The organism is Alkalithermobacter paradoxus (genome assembly GCA_002029295.1).
Lineage (GTDB): Bacteria > Bacillota > Clostridia > Peptostreptococcales > Peptostreptococcaceae > Alkalithermobacter > Alkalithermobacter paradoxus.
This window is the reverse complement of the sequence record MZGW01000001.1, coordinates 517,974-535,323: the sequence shown is the minus strand read 5'-3', so window position 1 is coordinate 535,323 and position 17,350 is coordinate 517,974. Positions and strand designations below refer to the sequence as shown.

The window sequence follows — 17,350 nt, the reverse complement described above, 5'->3', positions numbered from 1 at the left end:
GATGGAGTATCATGGAAAAAAGAAGAATATATATGGATTATGCAGCTACAACTCCAATGAAAAAAGAAGTATTAGACGCAATGTTACCGTATTACAATGACCTATTTGGTAATGCATCTAGTGTTCATAGTTTTGGAAGAGGAGTAAAAGGAGCTTTAGATACAGCTAGAACTGAAGTTGCAAAACTTATAAATGCACATCCATCTGAAATATATTTTACAGGTGGTGGAACTGAAGCTGATAACTGGGCGATAAAAGGCGTTGCATTTGCTAGCAAAGATAAGGGAAATCACATTATAACGACTAAAATAGAGCATCATGCTGTACTTCATACTTGTGAATACCTAGAAAAATATCATGGATTTGAAGTGACATATTTAAATGTTGACGAAGATGGCATGATAAGTCTAGAAGACCTTAAAAACTCTATAACAGACAAAACGATACTTATCTCTATAATGTTTGCAAATAATGAAATAGGAACTATTCAACCTATAAAAGAAATAGGGAAGATAGCACATGAAAAAGGAATTGTATTCCACACAGATGGAGTTCAGGCTATAGGAAATGTAGAAGTAGATGTAAAGGAGCTTGGCATAGATTTAATGGCTATGTCATCGCATAAGATATACGGGCCAAAAGGTGTAGGAGCTTTATACATCAGAAAAGGTGTAAAACTTCATCCTTTCGTTCATGGTGGGGCACAAGAAAAGAAAAGAAGAGCAGGAACAGAAAACGTTGCAGGAATAGTTGGATTTGGAAAAGCAGCAGAGCTTGCTAGAGTTAATCTAGATAACTATAAAAATAAACTAATTTCTTTAAGAGAAAAATTAATAAATGGTATTATGGAAAGAATACCTTATACAAGAATAAATGGACATAGAACTGAAAGGCTTCCGGGAAATGCTAACTTCTCATTTGAGTTTATAGAAGGAGAAGCATTACTTTTAAGTTTAGATATGGTTGGGATAGCAGGCTCAAGTGGTTCAGCTTGTACATCAGGTTCACTTGATCCATCACATGTTCTTATGGCAATAGGTTTATCTCATGAAATAGCTCATGGATCTTTAAGATTATCTCTTGGAGATTCAAACACTGAAGAAGATGTAGATTATGTACTAGAGCATCTTCCTAAGATAGTAGAAAGATTAAGATTTATGTCACCACTTTACGAAAAGGTAGCTAAGGGAGGAAAGTAATATGTATACTGATAAAGTAATGGACCACTTTATGAATCCAAGAAATGTTGGGGAAATAGAAGATGCTGATGGAGTAGGACAAGTAGGCAATGCTAAATGTGGAGATATAATGAAAATATATCTTAAGATAGAAGATGAAATAATAAAAGATGCAAAGTTTAAGACTTTTGGATGTGGGTCAGCTATAGCAACATCAAGCATGGCAACGGAAATGATAATAGGAAAAACAATAAAAGAAGCTTTAGATTTAACTAATAAAGCAGTTGCAGATGCTTTAGATGGACTTCCACCAGCTAAAATGCACTGTTCAGTTTTAGCAGAGCAAGCTGTTAAGTCTGCATTGATAGATTATGCAACTAAGAATAACATCTATATAGAAGGGCTTGAAGATATACAAATAGATGATGATCATGATCATCATCACGATGAAGAAGAGTAAAAAAACTACCCGGGAAAATCCCCGGGTTTTAATTTTAAATATATTATGTATATTTTGTATATAAAACTTAAAAATAAGTTTATGAGGTGATTGTTTTGAAAAAGAAAGTTATGATAGGTATGAGCGGCGGTGTAGATAGTTCTGTTGCAGCTTATTTATTAAAAGAACAAGGATATGATGTAATAGGAGTTACAATGCAAATTTGGCAAAATGAAGACGAAGCAATACTTGACAGCGAAGGTGGGTGTTGTTCTTTATCTGCTGTAGAAGATGCAAGAAGAGTTGCAGACAAAATAGGAATTCCTTTTTACGTTATGAATTTTAAAGATATATTTAAAGAGAAAGTTATAGATTATTTTATAGATGAGTATCTAAAAGGAAGAACTCCTAATCCATGTATAGCATGTAATAAATATATAAAGTTTGATGAATTTCTAAAAAGAGCAAAAAAAATAGGTTGTGATTATGTTTCTACAGGACATTATGCAAAAATAGAATTTGATGAAAATTTAAACAGGTACTTATTAAAGAGATCCGTAACAGAAGAAAAAGATCAAACGTACGCACTTTATAATATGAATCAATATGAACTTTCTCATACACTAATGCCTTTAGGATATTATACTAAGGATAAGATAAGAGAAATAGCAAGACAAATAGGTCTTGATGTTGCTAATAAGCCTGATAGTCAAGAAATATGCTTTGTAAAAGATAATGACTATGCAAAGTATGTAAGAGAAAATACAAATGTAAAGATAAGAGAAGGAAACTTTGTAGATAAGAATGGAAATGTGTTAGGTAAGCATAAAGGTATAATAAATTATACTATAGGACAAAGAAAAGGACTTGGAATAGCACTTGGAAAGCCGATGTTTGTTACTGATATAATACCTAGTAAGAACTTAGTAGTACTTGGAGAGCATGATGAAGTATTCAGTAAAGAACTTATAGCTAGCGATGTAAATATTATACCATTTAGTCAAATTAATGAACCTATAAGAGCAAAAGCTAAGATAAGATATTCAGCTCCTCCTAAGGATGCTACGATATACAGTGAGAAGAATAACAAAATAAGAATAGTATTTGACGAACCTCAAAGAGCTATAACTCCTGGACAATCAGTGGTTATATACGATAATGATATAGTTGTAGGTGGAGGAATAATAGAAAAAAGATTATAAATTTGAAAAAATTAGCTAGTATATGTTTATCCCTTTTGCAAAAAATAACTGTAAAATATGACAAAGGGGTGTTTGTATGAGAAGAAATGGTAATGGTATGACTAATGCTGCTATAATAGGTGGATTATTAGGAGCTACGGCTTCTGCATATGCTTTATCTAGAATGAATATGGGACAAAGAAGAAAAGTATACAGAGCTGGAAGAAATATAGCTAAATTCGCTAGCAAAATGATGGATAGAATGGATAATGGATGGATGTAATTAGATTATTGACATATTCTGCTTTATTTTATAAAATGAAAAATATAACTATATAAATAAAAGACTGTGAAAAGAACTAGTAAATTAATCGATTCTTACAGAGATAGAATCCTAGGCTGGAAGATTCTTAGATAGGTTAATTGAAGCTCTCTTGGAGTTGCAACTTTGAAGAATGTAGTAGAAGTTGTCGGATATTTTCCGTTAAAAGAAAGGTTTAACCTAAGATGCTGCTACTATGAAGGTAGTAAGTAGGGTGGTACCACGAGATTAATCCCTCGTCCCTATGTTTTCCATAGAGACTTGGGATTTTATTTTGTACATATTTAAGGAGGTAAAAAATGAATAAACTTGGACTGAATGAAATAAGAAAAAGATTTCTAGATTTCTTTGAATCAAAAGAGCATTTGGTAAGACCTAGTTATCCTTTAGTTCCGCAAGATGATGCTAGTCTACTTCTAATAAATGCAGGTATGGCACCTCTTAAAAACTATTTTATGGGTAAAGAAAACCCACCGAAAAATAGAATGGCTACATGTCAAAAGTGTATAAGGACAGGAGATATAGAGAATGTAGGTGTAACATCAAGACATGCTACTTTCTTTGAAATGCTTGGTAATTTTTCGTTTGGAGATTACTTTAAGAGAGAGTCTATAAATTGGGGATGGGAGTTTATAACTAAGTACTTAGAAATTCCTGAAGAAAAGCTATGGATATCTGTATATGAAAATGATGATGAAGCGTTTGAAATATGGAATAAAGAAGTGGGTATTTCCCCGGAAAGAATAGTTAGGCTAGGAAAAAAGGATAACTTCTGGGAAATAGGTACAGGTCCTTGTGGTCCATGTTCGGAGATTTACTTTGATAGGGGCGAAAAATATGGATGCAAAAACGAAAACTGCATGCCAGGATGTGATTGTGATAGATTCATAGAATTTTGGAATCATGTATTTACTCAATTTGATAAAGATGAAAATGGAAATTATAATAATCTTCCAAAACCAAATATAGATACTGGTATGGGACTTGAGAGAGTAGCTTGTCTTATGCAGGATGTAGAAACTATATTTGATATAGACACTATAAAGTATATATTAGATGAAGTTGTTAAAATTTCAAATGTAAGATATGGAAGTGATTTAAAGAAAGATATATCTACAAGAATTATTACAGATCATATAAGAGCGGTTACGTTCCTTGTTGCAGATGGAGTACTTCCATCGAATGAAGGAAGAGGATACGTTCTAAGAAGGCTTTTAAGAAGAGCAGCTAGACATGGAAAGTTACTTGGAATTGAAGGTGCATTCTTATATAAATTAATGGATAGTGTTGTAGATGTAAGCGGTGAAGCTTATCCTGAGCTTGTTCAAAAGAAAGACTATATAAAGAAAGTTATACATGTAGAAGAAAACAAGTTCCAGGAAACTATAGATCAAGGAATGGATATATTAAGAGAGTATCTAGAAGATATGAAACAAAACAATACCAAAACTCTTTCAGGAGAAAAAGCGTTCAAACTTTATGATACTTTTGGGTTCCCTCTAGATCTTACAAAAGAAATTATAAATGAAGAAGGATTCGATATAGATAAAGAGTCGTTTGAAGAAGAAATGGAAAAGCAAAGAAACAGAGCTAGAAATGCAAGACAAAATGAGGGATCTGAGGGCTGGAAAGAAGATATATTATCAAAAATAGATACACAGATAACAACAGAATTTATAGGATATGAAGTTCTAAGTTCATGTGCAACGATTAAAGCTATTTTAGTTGCAAACAACACTACTGATGTAGCTGTTGAAGGAGATGAAGCTATATTAATACTAGACAAAACTCCTTTCTATCCTGAAGGTGGGGGACAAGTAGGAGATAAAGGTGTATTTATAAGCGAAGGCTTTGAAGCTAGTATCCTAAATACCAAAAAAGGAGCAAATGATGTAATTTATCACGAAGCAAAGGTAGAAAAGGGAAGAATAAAAATAGGTGATAATGTAAATGCAATTGTTCACGAAAATTTAAGACAAAGCACTACTAGAAATCACTCTGCAACACATATCCTTCATAAAGCATTAAAAGAGGTATTAGGAGATCATGTTCAGCAGTCTGGATCTTTAGTTACTCCTGATAGATTAAGATTTGACTTTACTCATTTTGAAGCTATATCAAAGGATGATTTATCAAATATAGAAAGAATTGTAAATGAAAATATACTAAAAGGACTTAACGTAACTGCTCAAAATATGTCAATTGAAGATGCTAAGCAAACAGGAGCTACAGCTTTATTCGGAGAAAAATACAAAGATCTTGTAAGAGTAGTATCTATGAATGATTACTCAATTGAGCTTTGTGGTGGAACACATGTTGATAATACTTCTCAAATAGGCCTGTTTAAAATCTTGTCAGAAGGTGGAGTTGCATCTGGTGTTAGAAGAATAGAAGCTATAACAGGATTTAATGTATATGAATATATAAATAGGCAAGATGAAGTTATAGCAAAAATATGTACGGTTCTAAAAAGTAGAGAAGATAATGTTATAAATAGGGCAGAATCTATGGTTGAAGAAATCAAGGATTTAACTAAACAAGTAAGTTCTCTAAAAACTAAAATTTCTATGCTTTCTATAGATGAAATATTAAATAGCAAAGAAGAAATAGATGGAGTAAATATTATTACTGGTAAGTTTGAAGAGATGGATATGGATACTTTAAGAAATATGGCTGACACTTTAAGAGATAAGTTGATATCTGGAGTTGTTGTTCTTGGAACTTCAAGTGATAATAAAGTGAATTTTGTAGTGACAGTTACTAAAGATGTTATACAAAGAGGTGCACATGCTGGAAATATCATAAAGGAAGTTGCTAAAATTGCAGGCGGAGGTGGCGGTGGAAAGCCAAATATGGCTCAAGCCGGAGGAAAAGATCCTAGCAAATTACAAGAAGCGTTAAATTATTCAAAAATAGTACTAAAAAATCAAATAAATGGATAAAAAACAAAGGGAGTAGATATTTCTACTTCCTTTAGTACATATATGTTATAATAAACTGACAAAATAAAAAGGGGTGTTATTAATGGAAAAAAATCTAGATTTGACTATGAAATTTGAATCATTTGAGGAAAAGATGTCTCCAGCTGAAATGTTGTCAAAAGTATACGATGCATTGAAAGAAAAAGGATACAATCCAATAAATCAACTAATAGGATATATACTATCAGGAGATCCAACGTATATAACTAGCTACAAAGATGCTAGAACTATGATAAGAAAAGTAGAAAGAGATGAAATATTAGAAGAATTGCTAAAAAAATATTTAGAAGGAAAGTAGGTATAGTAATTGAAGAAAAGAATTTTGCTGTTTATTATAGGAATATTGATGACACTAAATTTAGGAAATAACATTTCATATGCAGAAAATAATGGAAAAGTAATATTTATATCTATAAATAGAACTTCCTTAGATGAGATGCTTAGCATAGACCGAATAAAAGAAGAACTAGACAGTAGAGGCTATATAGGTCTTATGAATATAAGAGGCTCTAAGGGAACCTCAGATATAAGATCATATGCATCTATAGGATGGGGAAGTAGGGCATATCTAAATTATAGAAACATACAATTTGAAACATTAAATGAAAGTAATAAAGATGAATATATAAGAAGAAGTGGAAAAAAACCAAAATATATAAATAACTTAAATATCAATAATACAAAATCTGATGCTGCAATAGGAGAATATGGGGCACTTCCAGGTGCTTTAGGTATGGAAATAAGAAATAACAATCTAAAGCTTGCTGTATTAGGTAATGCAGATACAGATAGCGAACAAAGAAGAGAAATTTGCTTGATAGCAATGGATGAAAATGGTCAAATAGAAAAGGGAAATATAAGCTCTATAGATGTTGAAGATGGGCTTATGCCGTTTGGAATAAGAACTGATTATGAAAAACTTATAAATGAAACAAAAAAATATTACGATGAAAGTGATCTTCTGTTTATTGAATTGGGAGATACATATAGATTAGACCTTTACAGAAATAAATTAAATTCAAACACATACAATTCCATGAAAGAAAAAATATATGCAAATATAAACAATTACTTGAATGAAGTTTTTAAGATAGTAAATCCAAACGATAGAATATATATAGTAAGTCCATATCCAAGGCTTGAGGATTTCAGGACAGGATACAGACTTTCACCAGTAATTATATTTGATAAAGATGAAAAAGGAATACTAACATCTTCCACAACAAGAAGAAAAGGTGTTGTAGGAAACATTGACATAGCACCAGATATACTAAATTATTTTGGACAAGAATCTAATGCAATGTTAGGAAGAAATATAGATAGGATATCTATGGATAATAATATAGATTTCTTAACATATGAATATGAAAAAATAGTGTCTACATACAATATCAGAATTCCTACACTATACACTTATGCTGTGTTTCAGATGATAACTTGGATAATTTCGGTGATATTCATATTCTTAAGAAAGAAAATTTCTAAGAAATTATTTAATATACCTATTAATATATTGAAATTCACGATGATTATACCATTTGCACTTTTAGTGGAACCTATACTCAATTTAAATAGTGAGATTTCTATAATAGCTGTTGCACTTCTTATGTCTTTAATAGGATACTTCATAGTGCATAAGCTTGTTAAAGATGATTTGAATAAGATTATATTACTTAGTACATTAACATTCATAGGAATCTTAGTAGATGCTGCAACTGGGCAAAATATGATAAAAAATTCTTTATTAGGATATGATCCTATAATAGGAGCAAGATACTATGGAATTGGAAATGAATATATGGGAGTGCTTATAGGATCTATAATTCTAGCATTATCATCCCTTTTTGAGAAAAAGAAGATATCGAGATTACTTTTAAGTATAGTGCTTTTAGTGTGCGTTATTATTTTAGGATATCCTAAGATGGGAGCAAATGTAGGTGGTACTATTACTGCAGTATTTGCATTTTTATTTTTAATCATGAAAATTTATGAGATAGAAGTAGATATAAAAAAAATTGTGCTTATAATGTGTGCAGTAGTTTTAGTAGTTACTGCTATGGCACTTATAGATATTAATTTTATAGGAAGCAAATCCCACTTAGCAGGAGCTATAGAAGATATAATTATAGGTGGGCCTATCATTATATTGCAAATAATAAGAAGAAAATTAGAAATGAACCTAAGACTTATTGGAATATCGATGTGGAGTAGAGTTCTTATACTAGGAGTTATAATAGTAGGAGTACTATTTAACAAACCATCAGGCATATTAAAAAGTCTGTGTGAGGTATATCCTAGCATAGCTAAAGGATGGCAAGCTATAATCGTTGGTAGTGTTGTAGGATTTGTGGTTAATGATTCAGGAGTTGTAGCTGCAGCTACAAGTATATCGTACGTTATAGTACCTGTGCTTGTACTTATTATGAAAGATATAGTCAAATCAAAGAGCCAGGATTAGTCCTGGCTGATTTTTTGGAGTGATAAATATGAAGTATAATGTATTAGGAAAAACAGGATTTAAAGTTTCTAATATATGCTTTGGAGCATTAACTATAGGCCCTCTACAAAGAAATATGAGTAAAGAAGATGGCGGTAGCATAATAATTGAAGCTATAGATAAAGGAATAAATTTTATAGATACAGCTCAGCTTTATGGAACATATCCTCATATAAAAGAAGCACTTAAAGCATGCAAAAGAGAAAATATAATAATAATCACAAAGTCTTATGCATACTCAAAAGAAACTGCAAAAGAAAGTTTAGAAGAAGCTCTAAGAGAAATGAACACAGACTATGTGGATGGTTTTTTGCTTCATGAGCAGGAAAGTGAACACACTATAAGGGGTCACTATGAGGCGTTAGAGTATTTTGTTAAGATGAAGGAAAAAGGATATATAAGATCAGTTGGAATATCAACTCATAATATAGCTGGAGTTAAGGCCGCTACAAAGATTAATGAAATAGATGTTATACACCCTATTGTAAATAAAAGTGGAATAGGAATACATGATGGAAGTATAGATGATATGATAGATGCTATAAAAGAAGCTAAAAACAAAAATATAGGTATATATGCAATGAAGCCGCTAGGTGGAGGAAATCTTATACACTCTTATGATGAAGCTATGGACTTTGTGCTTTCTCTTGATGTACTAGACTCTATAGCTATAGGAATGCAGTCAAAAGAAGAAGTTATGGCAAATGTGTTAAAGTTTGAAGGATATGATATTCCAAAAGACCTGAAAATGAAGCTCAGTAGCAAAAAAAGAGAGCTTCAGATAGCAACTTGGTGTACAGGCTGCAAAGCTTGCAGCTTAAAGTGTGGTCATAAAGCTATAGAAATCATAAATAATAAAGCTGTAGTCGATAAAGAAAAATGTGTACTTTGTGGCTACTGCTCAAAATATTGCAAAGACTTTTGTATAAAGATAATCTAGGAGGAAAATATGAAAAGACTTATGGGACTAGATGTTGGAGATGCTACTATAGGAGTTGCAGTTAGTGATTTAATGAAGATTACAGCTCAAGGAGTAAAGACTATAAGAAGAGAAAGTATAAAAAAAGACTTAGAAGAACTTGAAAGAATTATAAAGGAAAAAGAAGTTGATACAATAATAGTAGGACTTCCAAAGAATATGAACGGAACACTAGGTCCTCAAGGGGAAAAAGTTATAAAGTTCACTGAAAAGTTAAAAGAGAAAATAGATATACAAATACAGTTTTGGGATGAGAGATTATCCACTGTTGCAGCTGAAAGATCTTTACTACAAGGAGATGTGAGTAGAAAGAAAAGAAAACAAGTTATAGATATGCTTGCAGCAACAATAATATTACAAGGATATTTAGATAGCAACAGAAATAAATAATAATTTTTATATTAAAATGAAGATCTTTAGTATATAATAATAGTAAATATTAATTAAGAGGTGAAAAAAATGGAACAAAACATAATAACTCTAGTAGACGAAGAAGGGAAAGAAACAGAATTTGAAGTAATAATGACTTTAGAAGCAGAAGGAAATGAATATGCGATACTTATGCCTCTAGAAGATAATGAAGCAGAAGAAGCTTACATATTTAGAATGGTAGAGCAAGAAGATGGAGAATACTCTATTATTCCTATAGAAAGCGATGAAGAATATGAAACTGTATTAGATGTTTATGAAACTTTAATGCAAGAAGAAGGTTTAGAAGACTAATAGGCTGCCAATTGGCAGCTTATTTTTATATTGACATATCATGGAATTTAGGCTACAATATTAATTGAAAGAAATTATTAATTGAAAAATGTAGGTGAAAATTATGGAAAACTACCTTGAGATTATAAAAACTAAATTGAAAGAAGAGGGATTTAAATTAACTCCTCAAAGAAGATCTATAGTTGAAACTATGTTTAAATTAAAAGGAGAGCACCTAAGCAGTGAAGAAATATATGATTTAGTAAAAAAAGATTGTCCTGAGATAGGACTTGCTACAGTGTATAGAACACTTCAATTGTTAGATGATATAGGAGCTGTTTTAAAGCTTAATTTAGATGATGGATGCTGTAGATATGAAATTAATATTGATGATGAATCACATAATCATCACCACTTGATATGTAAAAAATGCTCAAAAGTTATAGAAGTTAAAGAAGATCTTTTAGAAGTTTTAGAAGATAAAATAGAAAGTAGTTATGGATTTGAGATTTATGATCATGACTTGAAGTTTTTTGGGATATGCGATGAATGTAAATAAGCCCATGGAATATCCATGGGCTTATTGTTTTAGTATGAAATTATAATGCTTTAAGTGTAAATAATATCACTATGATGAATACTAATACATAGATAATTTCTAGGAAATTGCCTAATATGCTTCCAACTTTTATGAAGCCAAGTGATATTTTTTTATTAGAAATTGGATAAAATATAGGTATACCCATTTTAGTGAAAATATCACCTAAAAATAAATGAGACGCATAAGATATTGTTCCATAAAATGCAATATAATCAAAAAATATTACTTTTTCTATCTCTCTTAGAAAGTAGTAAACAAGAAAAAGTGAGAATACACTGTGGGTAAAGCCTCTGTGTTTAAGCCAAGGACCTATTCCTATAATTGCACAAATAGATATAAATGGTAAAGGAATACTCATATAATACAAAATTCCACAAAGGACTAAAGATAGACCAGTGAACAGCCCTTTTCTTAAAAGTGAATGTTTTAGCTTACTTTCTATTAGTATTATTAACATAAATCCTACTGCTAGATTAAATATAAGATTTTTGTTTATATATGTTAAAAGTATGAGAACTAACATATTTATTATGTAAAGAGTGTATCTATATACAGCCTTAGAAAAAGAGCTTTTAATTATAGAATTTGATATAGTGGAGTTTTGCTCATCAATATCTGGCAATAAAGAGCAGATACATACAAAACCAAAAGCGACTGGGTTTAGTGGTTTGTCAATTATTATTGATGTTTGAATAGCTGACAATACCCCGATTGCCATATGTGTTGAGCCTTTCATAAAAAACCTCCTACTTTAAGATAAGTAATACTTTGAGGATATCAGAAAAACATACGTTTGTCAAAGTATGTGTTTATTTTAACTTTTAAATATAGTATTTTACGATATTTAAAAGTATGATAGAATAGATAATATTATTGGTAATAGTTGGACGGATTATATTATTGCCTGTACGTTAAAATGGACGGGTTATTATACATAAATTAATTACGAGGAGATGATAATTGTATGACGAAAACGAATTCAAAGCTGAGAGTTATACCTCTTGGTGGACTAAATGAAATAGGAAAAAATATGACTTTAATAGAGTATAAAAATGAAATGGTAGTCATAGATTGCGGTTTGAGCTTTCCGGAAGATGAAATGTTAGGTATTGATATTGTTATACCTGATATAACATATTTACTAAAGAACAAAGATAAGATAAAAGGTATATTTATAACACATGGACATGAGGATCATATAGGTGCACTTCCGTATGTTCTTAAGAAACTGAACGTGCCTGTATACGGAACAAGACTTTCTTTAGGGCTAATAGAAGTAAAACTTAAAGAGCATAAACTAAACAATACTAAGCTTATAACAGTTAATGCTGGAGATAAATTTAAGCTAGACAATATGGAAGTTGAATTTATAAGAACTAATCATAGTATTCCTGATGCGTGTTCTATTGCAATTCATACAGATATAGGAACTATATTCCATACAGGAGATTTCAAAATAGACTATACTCCTATAGATGAAGATATTATGGATTTTCATAGAATAGCAGAGATAGGAAAAAAAGGTGTTTTATTGATGCTTGCTGATAGCACAAATGTAGAAAGAAGTGGATCAACAATGTCTGAAAGGACAGTTGGAGATACACTAGATGATATATTTATGAATGCTGATGGAAGGATAATAGTAGCAACTTTTGCTTCTAATATTCATAGAGTTCAGCAGATAATAAATTCTGCTGACAAGTATAATAGAAAAGTTGCTGTTTCAGGAAGATCTATGGTTAATGTAGTTAATGTAGCTACAGAACTAGGATATCTAAACATGCCAGAAGGAATGCTTATAGAACTTAATGAAATAAAAGACTATAAGCCTGAAGAAATAGTTATAATAACTACTGGTTCGCAAGGTGAACCAATGTCTGCATTATCTAGAATGGCAGCTTCTGAGCATAAAAAGATGGAAATAATTCCTGGAGATTTAGTAGTTATATCTGCTCATCCTATTCCTGGGAATGAAAAGACGGTATCAAGAGTTATAAATCAGTTATTTGAAAAAGGTGCTGATGTAATATACGATGATTTAGCAGAGGTGCACGTTTCAGGTCATGCTTGTAAAGAAGAATTAAAATTAATGCATAGATTAGTTAGACCAAAATATTTTATACCTGTACATGGCGAATTTAGACATTTAAAGCAACATGCTGAGTTAGCTGTCTCACTAGGTATGCCTGAAGAGAATGTATTTACAATATCATCAGGGACTGTAGTTGAGTTTGATAAGAATAGTGCTAAAATAGCTGGAACTGTTCCTTCTGGAAGAATACTTGTAGATGGATTAGGTGTTGGAGATGTGGGTAATATAGTACTAAGAGATAGAAAACATCTTTCGGAAGATGGTCTTATGGTAGTTGTTGTAACTATATCTAAAGAAGATGGTAAAGTTCTAGCAGGTCCAGACATAATATCGAGAGGATTTGTTTATGTTAGAGAATCTGAAGATTTAATAGAAAAAGCAAGAATAGTAGTAAAAGAAGCTCTTATTGAATGTGAGAATAGACAAATAAGAGAATGGGCTTATTTAAAGAATACTATAAAAGATGAACTTAAAAATTATCTATACGAAAAAACAAAGAGAAATCCTATGATTTTACCAATAATAATGGAAGTTTAAGAAAAAATCCTAATCTTTAAAGATTAGGATTTTTGTTCTTATTTTTGCCAATTCTATATTTGCATAATAAGCTTTCTATAGTGAAAAGATATATTTAAAAAAGTGATGAGGTGGAAAATATGAAAAAGAAAGTAAGTGTAATCTTGACTTTTATACTTGTGTTTCTAAGCACATTTGTTACATTAGCCACTGAAGAAATAAAAGTAACTGCTACATCTGCAATATTAATAGATGGTAAAAGTGGTGAAATAATATATGAGAAAAATTCCCACGAAAAACTTCCGCCTGCAAGTGTAACTAAGATAATGACTCTTTTATTAATTATGGAAGCTATAGATCAAGGCAGAATAAATTTAGATGATAAGGTTACTATAAGCGAAAGAGCCGCAACTATGGGAGGAAGCCAGCTTTATCTAGAACCAGGAGAAATTAAGGACGTAGAAACATTGATAAAGGGAATTGCAGTAGCATCAGGTAATGACGCATCAGTTGCTATGGCTGAATATATATACGGAAGTGAAGAAGCTTTTGTTAACAAAATGAATGAAAAAGCTAAAGAATTAAATATGAATGATACTAACTTTGTCAATACAAATGGACTTCCAGCAGAAAATCACTATACTAGTGCACATGATATAGCTGTAATGTCTAGAGAGCTACTTAAATATGAAGACGTAGCTAAATATCTTACTATATGGATGGAAGAAATTACTGTAGGAAAGCAACAAAAGAAATTTGGTCTTGTAAACACAAATAAGCTTATTAGATTTTATAAAGGTGCGAACGGAATAAAAACAGGATTTACAGCTGAAGCTAAATATTGCCTTTCAGCTTCAGCAGTTAGAGATAATTTACATTTAATAGCAGTAGTATTAGGATGCCCATCATCTAAGGAAAGATTTAATGATGCCTCAACTCTTTTAAATTATGGATTTGCAAACTATGAAAGTGTAAAGATATATGATAAAGAAGAAGTAGTTCAAAAAATTAGATTAGATAAAGCAGAAGATCAAAATTTGGAATTAGTATGTAAAGAACCTCTATATCTACTTAACAGGAAAGGAAATAAGAGTGAATTTGAAAAGAAAATAAACGTAAACCCTAATTTAACACTTCCTATAGCTAAAAATCAAAAATTAGGTGAAGTTCATATATATCAAGGTAACAAATTAGTAGGAAAATCTGACCTTATATCTAACAAAGAACATAAAAAGGCAGGTTACTTTAGAATATTAAATAGAGTTATAAAGAACTTATTATAAAAAATATAGGTATAAGCTTAGCTTATACCTATATTTTTACGTTGTCCCAAGTCTTGAATATTATTTCATTGAATAGATCTACATCTTTTATCTTAAGAGGTATATTAACTTTATAACCTGAATCGTTATCGTTATCTATTTTTAAATATCCCTTCTCAAGATCTTTTTCTGTTGAAACTATATTTTCAAAGTTATCTTCAAATAATTCAGGATTTGTAATATAAAGGGCAGATACTATATCCCAGTTATAAAATCCTTTAACTCCAAACTCTTTCATAACCAAATTAAACCACTCAACAGTGTTGTCATTTATATATTTGTATATATTAGAATTATTACTAGTAAGCCTTTCGTACTCTTTCTCGCCAAAGAATGCTTGAAGACATATATGTCCATCAAGAGTTGTAACCTTAGCGTCAGAAGATAAAACTCTTAAAGACGCCTCAGGATCACAAGAGAAGTTAAGCTCATTTAGATTTTTTCCGTTTATGATAAGAGGACGTGTTATACCACCCATAAGGACTATTTGTTTTAGTTTACTAAAAAAACTGTTATCAATTTCATAAGCACCACATAAATTCGTAAGTGATCCTGTAGCTAAAAGTGTTATTTCTCCTGGATATTTATTAACCATATTTACTAGAAATTCAGCAGCATCACTTTTTCTATTTGATTTACACGCACTGCCCTTATATAATGGAATATGAGATATTTTTAAATCATTGAACATTTTAATAGTATTTTCGTGAACTATATCTATTGTGCTGTTTCCATAAGTAGTTGTAACACCTAATAGCTCTACGTCGCTTCTACCTAATAAATAAATTAGTGCTAGACCATCGTCTACATCACAACCACTTACACTCATGGTGTTGTCGCAGTCAAATAATACTTTAATCATACTAGTAGCTCCTTTAACAAATTGTATTTTATTAAATAAGATTTTAACACAGTTGAAATCTTTAATATAGCCAAAACATTATAAAATATAGTTATTTAATATAATCATAATCTATAATTAATGTCAGAATATTAGTGTATAATTGAAAATAGGAACTTTTGATTATTATTTAACATAATCACAGTTTCTAAAAAGGGGTGGACTTAAATGTCTTCAAATAGAATAGAAGAGCTAAAGAAAAGAAGACAAGTTGAACTAAAGAACAAAAAAAATCAGATTCACTACGCATTAGCAATTACGCTTATAACATTTGCAATATATATTTTCTTATTGAAGCACAATATAGAATATAGCAAATTCTGGATTATAGGACTGTTAATAGGATTTACACTTCAAAGATCTAGGTTTTGCTTTGGTGCAAGTTTTAGAGATCCAGTGCTTGCGGGTAGTACATCTATTTTAAGAGCAATAATAATAGCCTTTATAATAACAACGATAGGATTTTCTATTTTACAATCTAATTATTCTTTAGATCATGTAAATACTATACCAGGACAAATATACCCAGTAGGAATACATACCGTAATAGGTGCAATTTTATTTGGGCTAGGTATGGTAATAGCAGGGGGATGTGGTTCTGGAATTCTTATGAGAATAGGAGAAGGATTTACCCTGCAAATAGTAGTGTTGATAGGATTTATAATAGGAGCTATGAGTGCGGCAAGGAATTTTGAGTTTTGGGACAAGTTAATTATTTCGAAATCTCCTACTATATACCTTGCTAGATATCTAGGATTTCCTATGACTACAATTTTACAAATAATAGTATTAATCATTTTATATATATTAGTTAGCATATACGACAAGAAAAATAACATGATGAGGATGTAGTACTAGGAGGTATAAAATGGCTGAAGTTAGACTAGATTGCATGTATGAAGCATGTCCAATTCCACTAATTAAAGCTCATAAGGCACTAGAAAAGATGAAAAAAGGGGATATACTTATCCTAGAAACAGATCATTCTTGCTCTATAGTGAATGTAGTAGAATGGGCGAAAAAACAAGATTTAAATGTAGATTATATAGAGATAAATCAAGGAGAATGGGAAATATATATTGAAAAAACAAAATAATAGGGGTGGTAGGTTGAATCTATATAATAAGATTTTAAAAAAACCATGGCCTTACTGGGTAGGTGGTATATTGCTAGGAGTATTAAATATAATATTGCTAGCAAGTACAGGTAAAGCATGGAAAATAACCACTGGTTTTGTGTATTGGGGAGCACATATATTAGAGAAATTAGGATTTGAGCCTGCAAGTTGGTATTATTTTACGGTATATACAAATGAATTAGATGCAGGAAGAAATTTTATAAATAATTACTATACAGTTATAAATGTAGCCATAATATTAGGCTCTCTTATAGCAGCGTTATTAGCATCGGAGTTTAAACTAAAAAAAATAAAAAATAAAAAGCAGTTATTTTGGGGACTACTCGGTGGGTTCATCATGGGATATGGCAGTAGGTTAAGCTTTGGATGTAATATTGGTGCATATTTTAGTGCTATACCGTCTTTTTCTGTGCATGGATGGGTATATGCAATTTTTATGTTTGTAGGAGCTTACATAGGCTCTAAGATTTTATATAAATATATTTTATAGGAGGATTTGGT

18 protein-coding genes and 1 other annotated feature are annotated in these 17,350 nt (G+C 30.8%); of the genes, 16 read left to right on the top strand and 2 right to left on the bottom strand.

Annotation, left to right across the window (positions count from 1 at the left end; all coding sequences use genetic code 11):
• The first annotated feature begins 11 nt into the window (after positions 1–11).
• From nifS to CLOTH_RS02805, 11 genes are all read left to right on the top strand, one after another.
• On the top strand, positions 12–1,199 hold the full coding sequence (gene nifS, locus CLOTH_RS02855; RefSeq protein ID WP_079411010.1) for a cysteine desulfurase NifS: 1,188 nt from the start codon (positions 12–14) through the stop codon (positions 1,197–1,199).
• 1 nt (position 1,200) lies between these two features.
• Complete coding sequence (gene nifU, locus CLOTH_RS02850; protein ID WP_079411008.1) at positions 1,201–1,638, top strand: Fe-S cluster assembly scaffold protein NifU; 438 nt, start codon at positions 1,201–1,203, stop codon at positions 1,636–1,638.
• 95 nt (positions 1,639–1,733) lie between these two features.
• On the top strand, positions 1,734–2,819 hold the full coding sequence (mnmA, locus tag CLOTH_RS02845; protein WP_331721973.1) for a tRNA 2-thiouridine(34) synthase MnmA: 1,086 nt from the start codon (positions 1,734–1,736) through the stop codon (positions 2,817–2,819).
• A 76-nt stretch (positions 2,820–2,895) separates the two neighbouring features.
• A complete protein-coding gene (locus CLOTH_RS02840; RefSeq protein ID WP_079411007.1) occupies positions 2,896–3,081 on the top strand; it encodes a hypothetical protein in 186 nt (61 codons plus the stop codon).
• Between the two features lie 57 nt (positions 3,082–3,138).
• Positions 3,139–3,367 (top strand) — a binding site (T-box leader).
• Positions 3,368–3,419: 52 nt separating this feature from the next.
• A complete protein-coding gene (gene alaS, locus CLOTH_RS02835; protein WP_079411005.1) occupies positions 3,420–6,062 on the top strand; it encodes an alanine--tRNA ligase in 2,643 nt (880 codons plus the stop codon).
• Between the two features lie 82 nt (positions 6,063–6,144).
• On the top strand, positions 6,145–6,399 hold the full coding sequence (locus tag CLOTH_RS02830; protein ID WP_079411003.1) for an IreB family regulatory phosphoprotein: 255 nt from the start codon (positions 6,145–6,147) through the stop codon (positions 6,397–6,399).
• A gap of 9 nt (positions 6,400–6,408) precedes the next feature.
• A complete protein-coding gene (locus CLOTH_RS02825; protein WP_079411001.1) occupies positions 6,409–8,559 on the top strand; it encodes a hypothetical protein in 2,151 nt (716 codons plus the stop codon).
• A 28-nt stretch (positions 8,560–8,587) separates the two neighbouring features.
• Entirely contained in the window at positions 8,588–9,538 is a 951-nt protein-coding gene (locus CLOTH_RS02820; protein ID WP_079410999.1) for an aldo/keto reductase, read from the top strand.
• Between the two features lie 9 nt (positions 9,539–9,547).
• Entirely contained in the window at positions 9,548–9,967 is a 420-nt protein-coding gene (gene ruvX, locus CLOTH_RS02815; RefSeq protein ID WP_079410997.1) for a Holliday junction resolvase RuvX, read from the top strand.
• Between the two features lie 69 nt (positions 9,968–10,036).
• Positions 10,037–10,300: a DUF1292 domain-containing protein gene (locus CLOTH_RS02810; protein ID WP_079410996.1), complete on the top strand. Its 264-nt coding sequence runs from the start codon at positions 10,037–10,039 to the stop codon at positions 10,298–10,300.
• Between the two features lie 103 nt (positions 10,301–10,403).
• Entirely contained in the window at positions 10,404–10,838 is a 435-nt protein-coding gene (locus tag CLOTH_RS02805; protein ID WP_079410994.1) for a Fur family transcriptional regulator, read from the top strand.
• Positions 10,839–10,878: 40 nt separating this feature from the next.
• Here CLOTH_RS02805 and CLOTH_RS02800 read toward each other — a convergent pair whose 3' ends face one another.
• A complete protein-coding gene (locus tag CLOTH_RS02800) occupies positions 10,879–11,616 on the bottom strand; it encodes a metal-dependent hydrolase (RefSeq protein ID WP_079410992.1) in 738 nt (245 codons plus the stop codon).
• A gap of 228 nt (positions 11,617–11,844) precedes the next feature.
• Here CLOTH_RS02800 and CLOTH_RS02795 point away from each other — a divergent pair, with 228 nt between their 5' ends.
• Positions 11,845–13,509 carry a ribonuclease J gene (locus CLOTH_RS02795; protein WP_079410991.1) on the top strand — a complete coding sequence of 555 codons (1,665 nt, stop codon included), beginning with the start codon at positions 11,845–11,847 and terminating at the stop codon, positions 13,507–13,509.
• Between the two features lie 119 nt (positions 13,510–13,628).
• A complete protein-coding gene (locus tag CLOTH_RS02790; protein ID WP_079410989.1) occupies positions 13,629–14,771 on the top strand; it encodes a D-alanyl-D-alanine carboxypeptidase family protein in 1,143 nt (380 codons plus the stop codon).
• A 28-nt stretch (positions 14,772–14,799) separates the two neighbouring features.
• On the opposite strand, the gene CLOTH_RS02785 is transcribed toward CLOTH_RS02790, so the two are convergent.
• Positions 14,800–15,672: a nucleoside hydrolase gene (locus tag CLOTH_RS02785; RefSeq protein ID WP_079410987.1), complete on the bottom strand. Its 873-nt coding sequence runs from the start codon at positions 15,670–15,672 to the stop codon at positions 14,800–14,802.
• Positions 15,673–15,879: 207 nt separating this feature from the next.
• On the opposite strand from CLOTH_RS02785, the gene CLOTH_RS02780 reads away from it, so the two are divergent.
• From CLOTH_RS02780 to CLOTH_RS02770, 3 genes are read left to right on the top strand one after another with little or no spacing between them, the layout of a single operon-like run.
• Positions 15,880–16,563 carry a YeeE/YedE thiosulfate transporter family protein gene (locus CLOTH_RS02780; RefSeq protein ID WP_079410986.1) on the top strand — a complete coding sequence of 228 codons (684 nt, stop codon included), beginning with the start codon at positions 15,880–15,882 and terminating at the stop codon, positions 16,561–16,563.
• 16 nt (positions 16,564–16,579) lie between these two features.
• On the top strand, positions 16,580–16,807 hold the full coding sequence (locus CLOTH_RS02775) for a sulfurtransferase TusA family protein (protein WP_079410984.1): 228 nt from the start codon (positions 16,580–16,582) through the stop codon (positions 16,805–16,807).
• Between the two features lie 13 nt (positions 16,808–16,820).
• Positions 16,821–17,339, top strand: a complete 519-nt coding sequence (locus tag CLOTH_RS02770; protein WP_079411095.1) for a YeeE/YedE thiosulfate transporter family protein — start codon at positions 16,821–16,823, stop codon at positions 17,337–17,339.
• The last annotated feature ends 11 nt before the right edge of the window (positions 17,340–17,350 follow it).

Excerpts from the sequence above, each read along its gene's own strand:
- CLOTH_RS02805 (WP_079410994.1), top strand. The coding sequence starts at position 10,404 with ATGGAAAACTACCTTGAGATTATAAAAACTAAATTGAAAGAAGAGGGA.
- CLOTH_RS02830 (WP_079411003.1), top strand. The coding sequence starts at position 6,145 with ATGGAAAAAAATCTAGATTTGACTATGAAATTTGAATCATTTGAGGAA.
- CLOTH_RS02790 (WP_079410989.1), top strand. The coding sequence starts at position 13,629 with ATGAAAAAGAAAGTAAGTGTAATCTTGACTTTTATACTTGTGTTTCTA.
- alaS (WP_079411005.1), top strand. The coding sequence starts at position 3,420 with ATGAATAAACTTGGACTGAATGAAATAAGAAAAAGATTTCTAGATTTC.
- ruvX (WP_079410997.1), top strand. The coding sequence starts at position 9,548 with ATGAAAAGACTTATGGGACTAGATGTTGGAGATGCTACTATAGGAGTT.
- CLOTH_RS02775 (WP_079410984.1), top strand. The coding sequence starts at position 16,580 with ATGGCTGAAGTTAGACTAGATTGCATGTATGAAGCATGTCCAATTCCA.
- CLOTH_RS02785 (WP_079410987.1), bottom strand. The coding sequence starts at position 15,672 with ATGATTAAAGTATTATTTGACTGCGACAACACCATGAGTGTAAGTGGT.
- CLOTH_RS02780 (WP_079410986.1), top strand. The coding sequence starts at position 15,880 with ATGTCTTCAAATAGAATAGAAGAGCTAAAGAAAAGAAGACAAGTTGAA.
- CLOTH_RS02800 (WP_079410992.1), bottom strand. The coding sequence starts at position 11,616 with ATGAAAGGCTCAACACATATGGCAATCGGGGTATTGTCAGCTATTCAA.
- nifS (WP_079411010.1), top strand. The coding sequence starts at position 12 with ATGGAAAAAAGAAGAATATATATGGATTATGCAGCTACAACTCCAATG.
- CLOTH_RS02810 (WP_079410996.1), top strand. The coding sequence starts at position 10,037 with ATGGAACAAAACATAATAACTCTAGTAGACGAAGAAGGGAAAGAAACA.
- CLOTH_RS02820 (WP_079410999.1), top strand. The coding sequence starts at position 8,588 with ATGAAGTATAATGTATTAGGAAAAACAGGATTTAAAGTTTCTAATATA.
- CLOTH_RS02795 (WP_079410991.1), top strand. The coding sequence starts at position 11,845 with ATGACGAAAACGAATTCAAAGCTGAGAGTTATACCTCTTGGTGGACTA.
- CLOTH_RS02840 (WP_079411007.1), top strand. The coding sequence starts at position 2,896 with ATGAGAAGAAATGGTAATGGTATGACTAATGCTGCTATAATAGGTGGA.
- nifU (WP_079411008.1), top strand. The coding sequence starts at position 1,201 with ATGTATACTGATAAAGTAATGGACCACTTTATGAATCCAAGAAATGTT.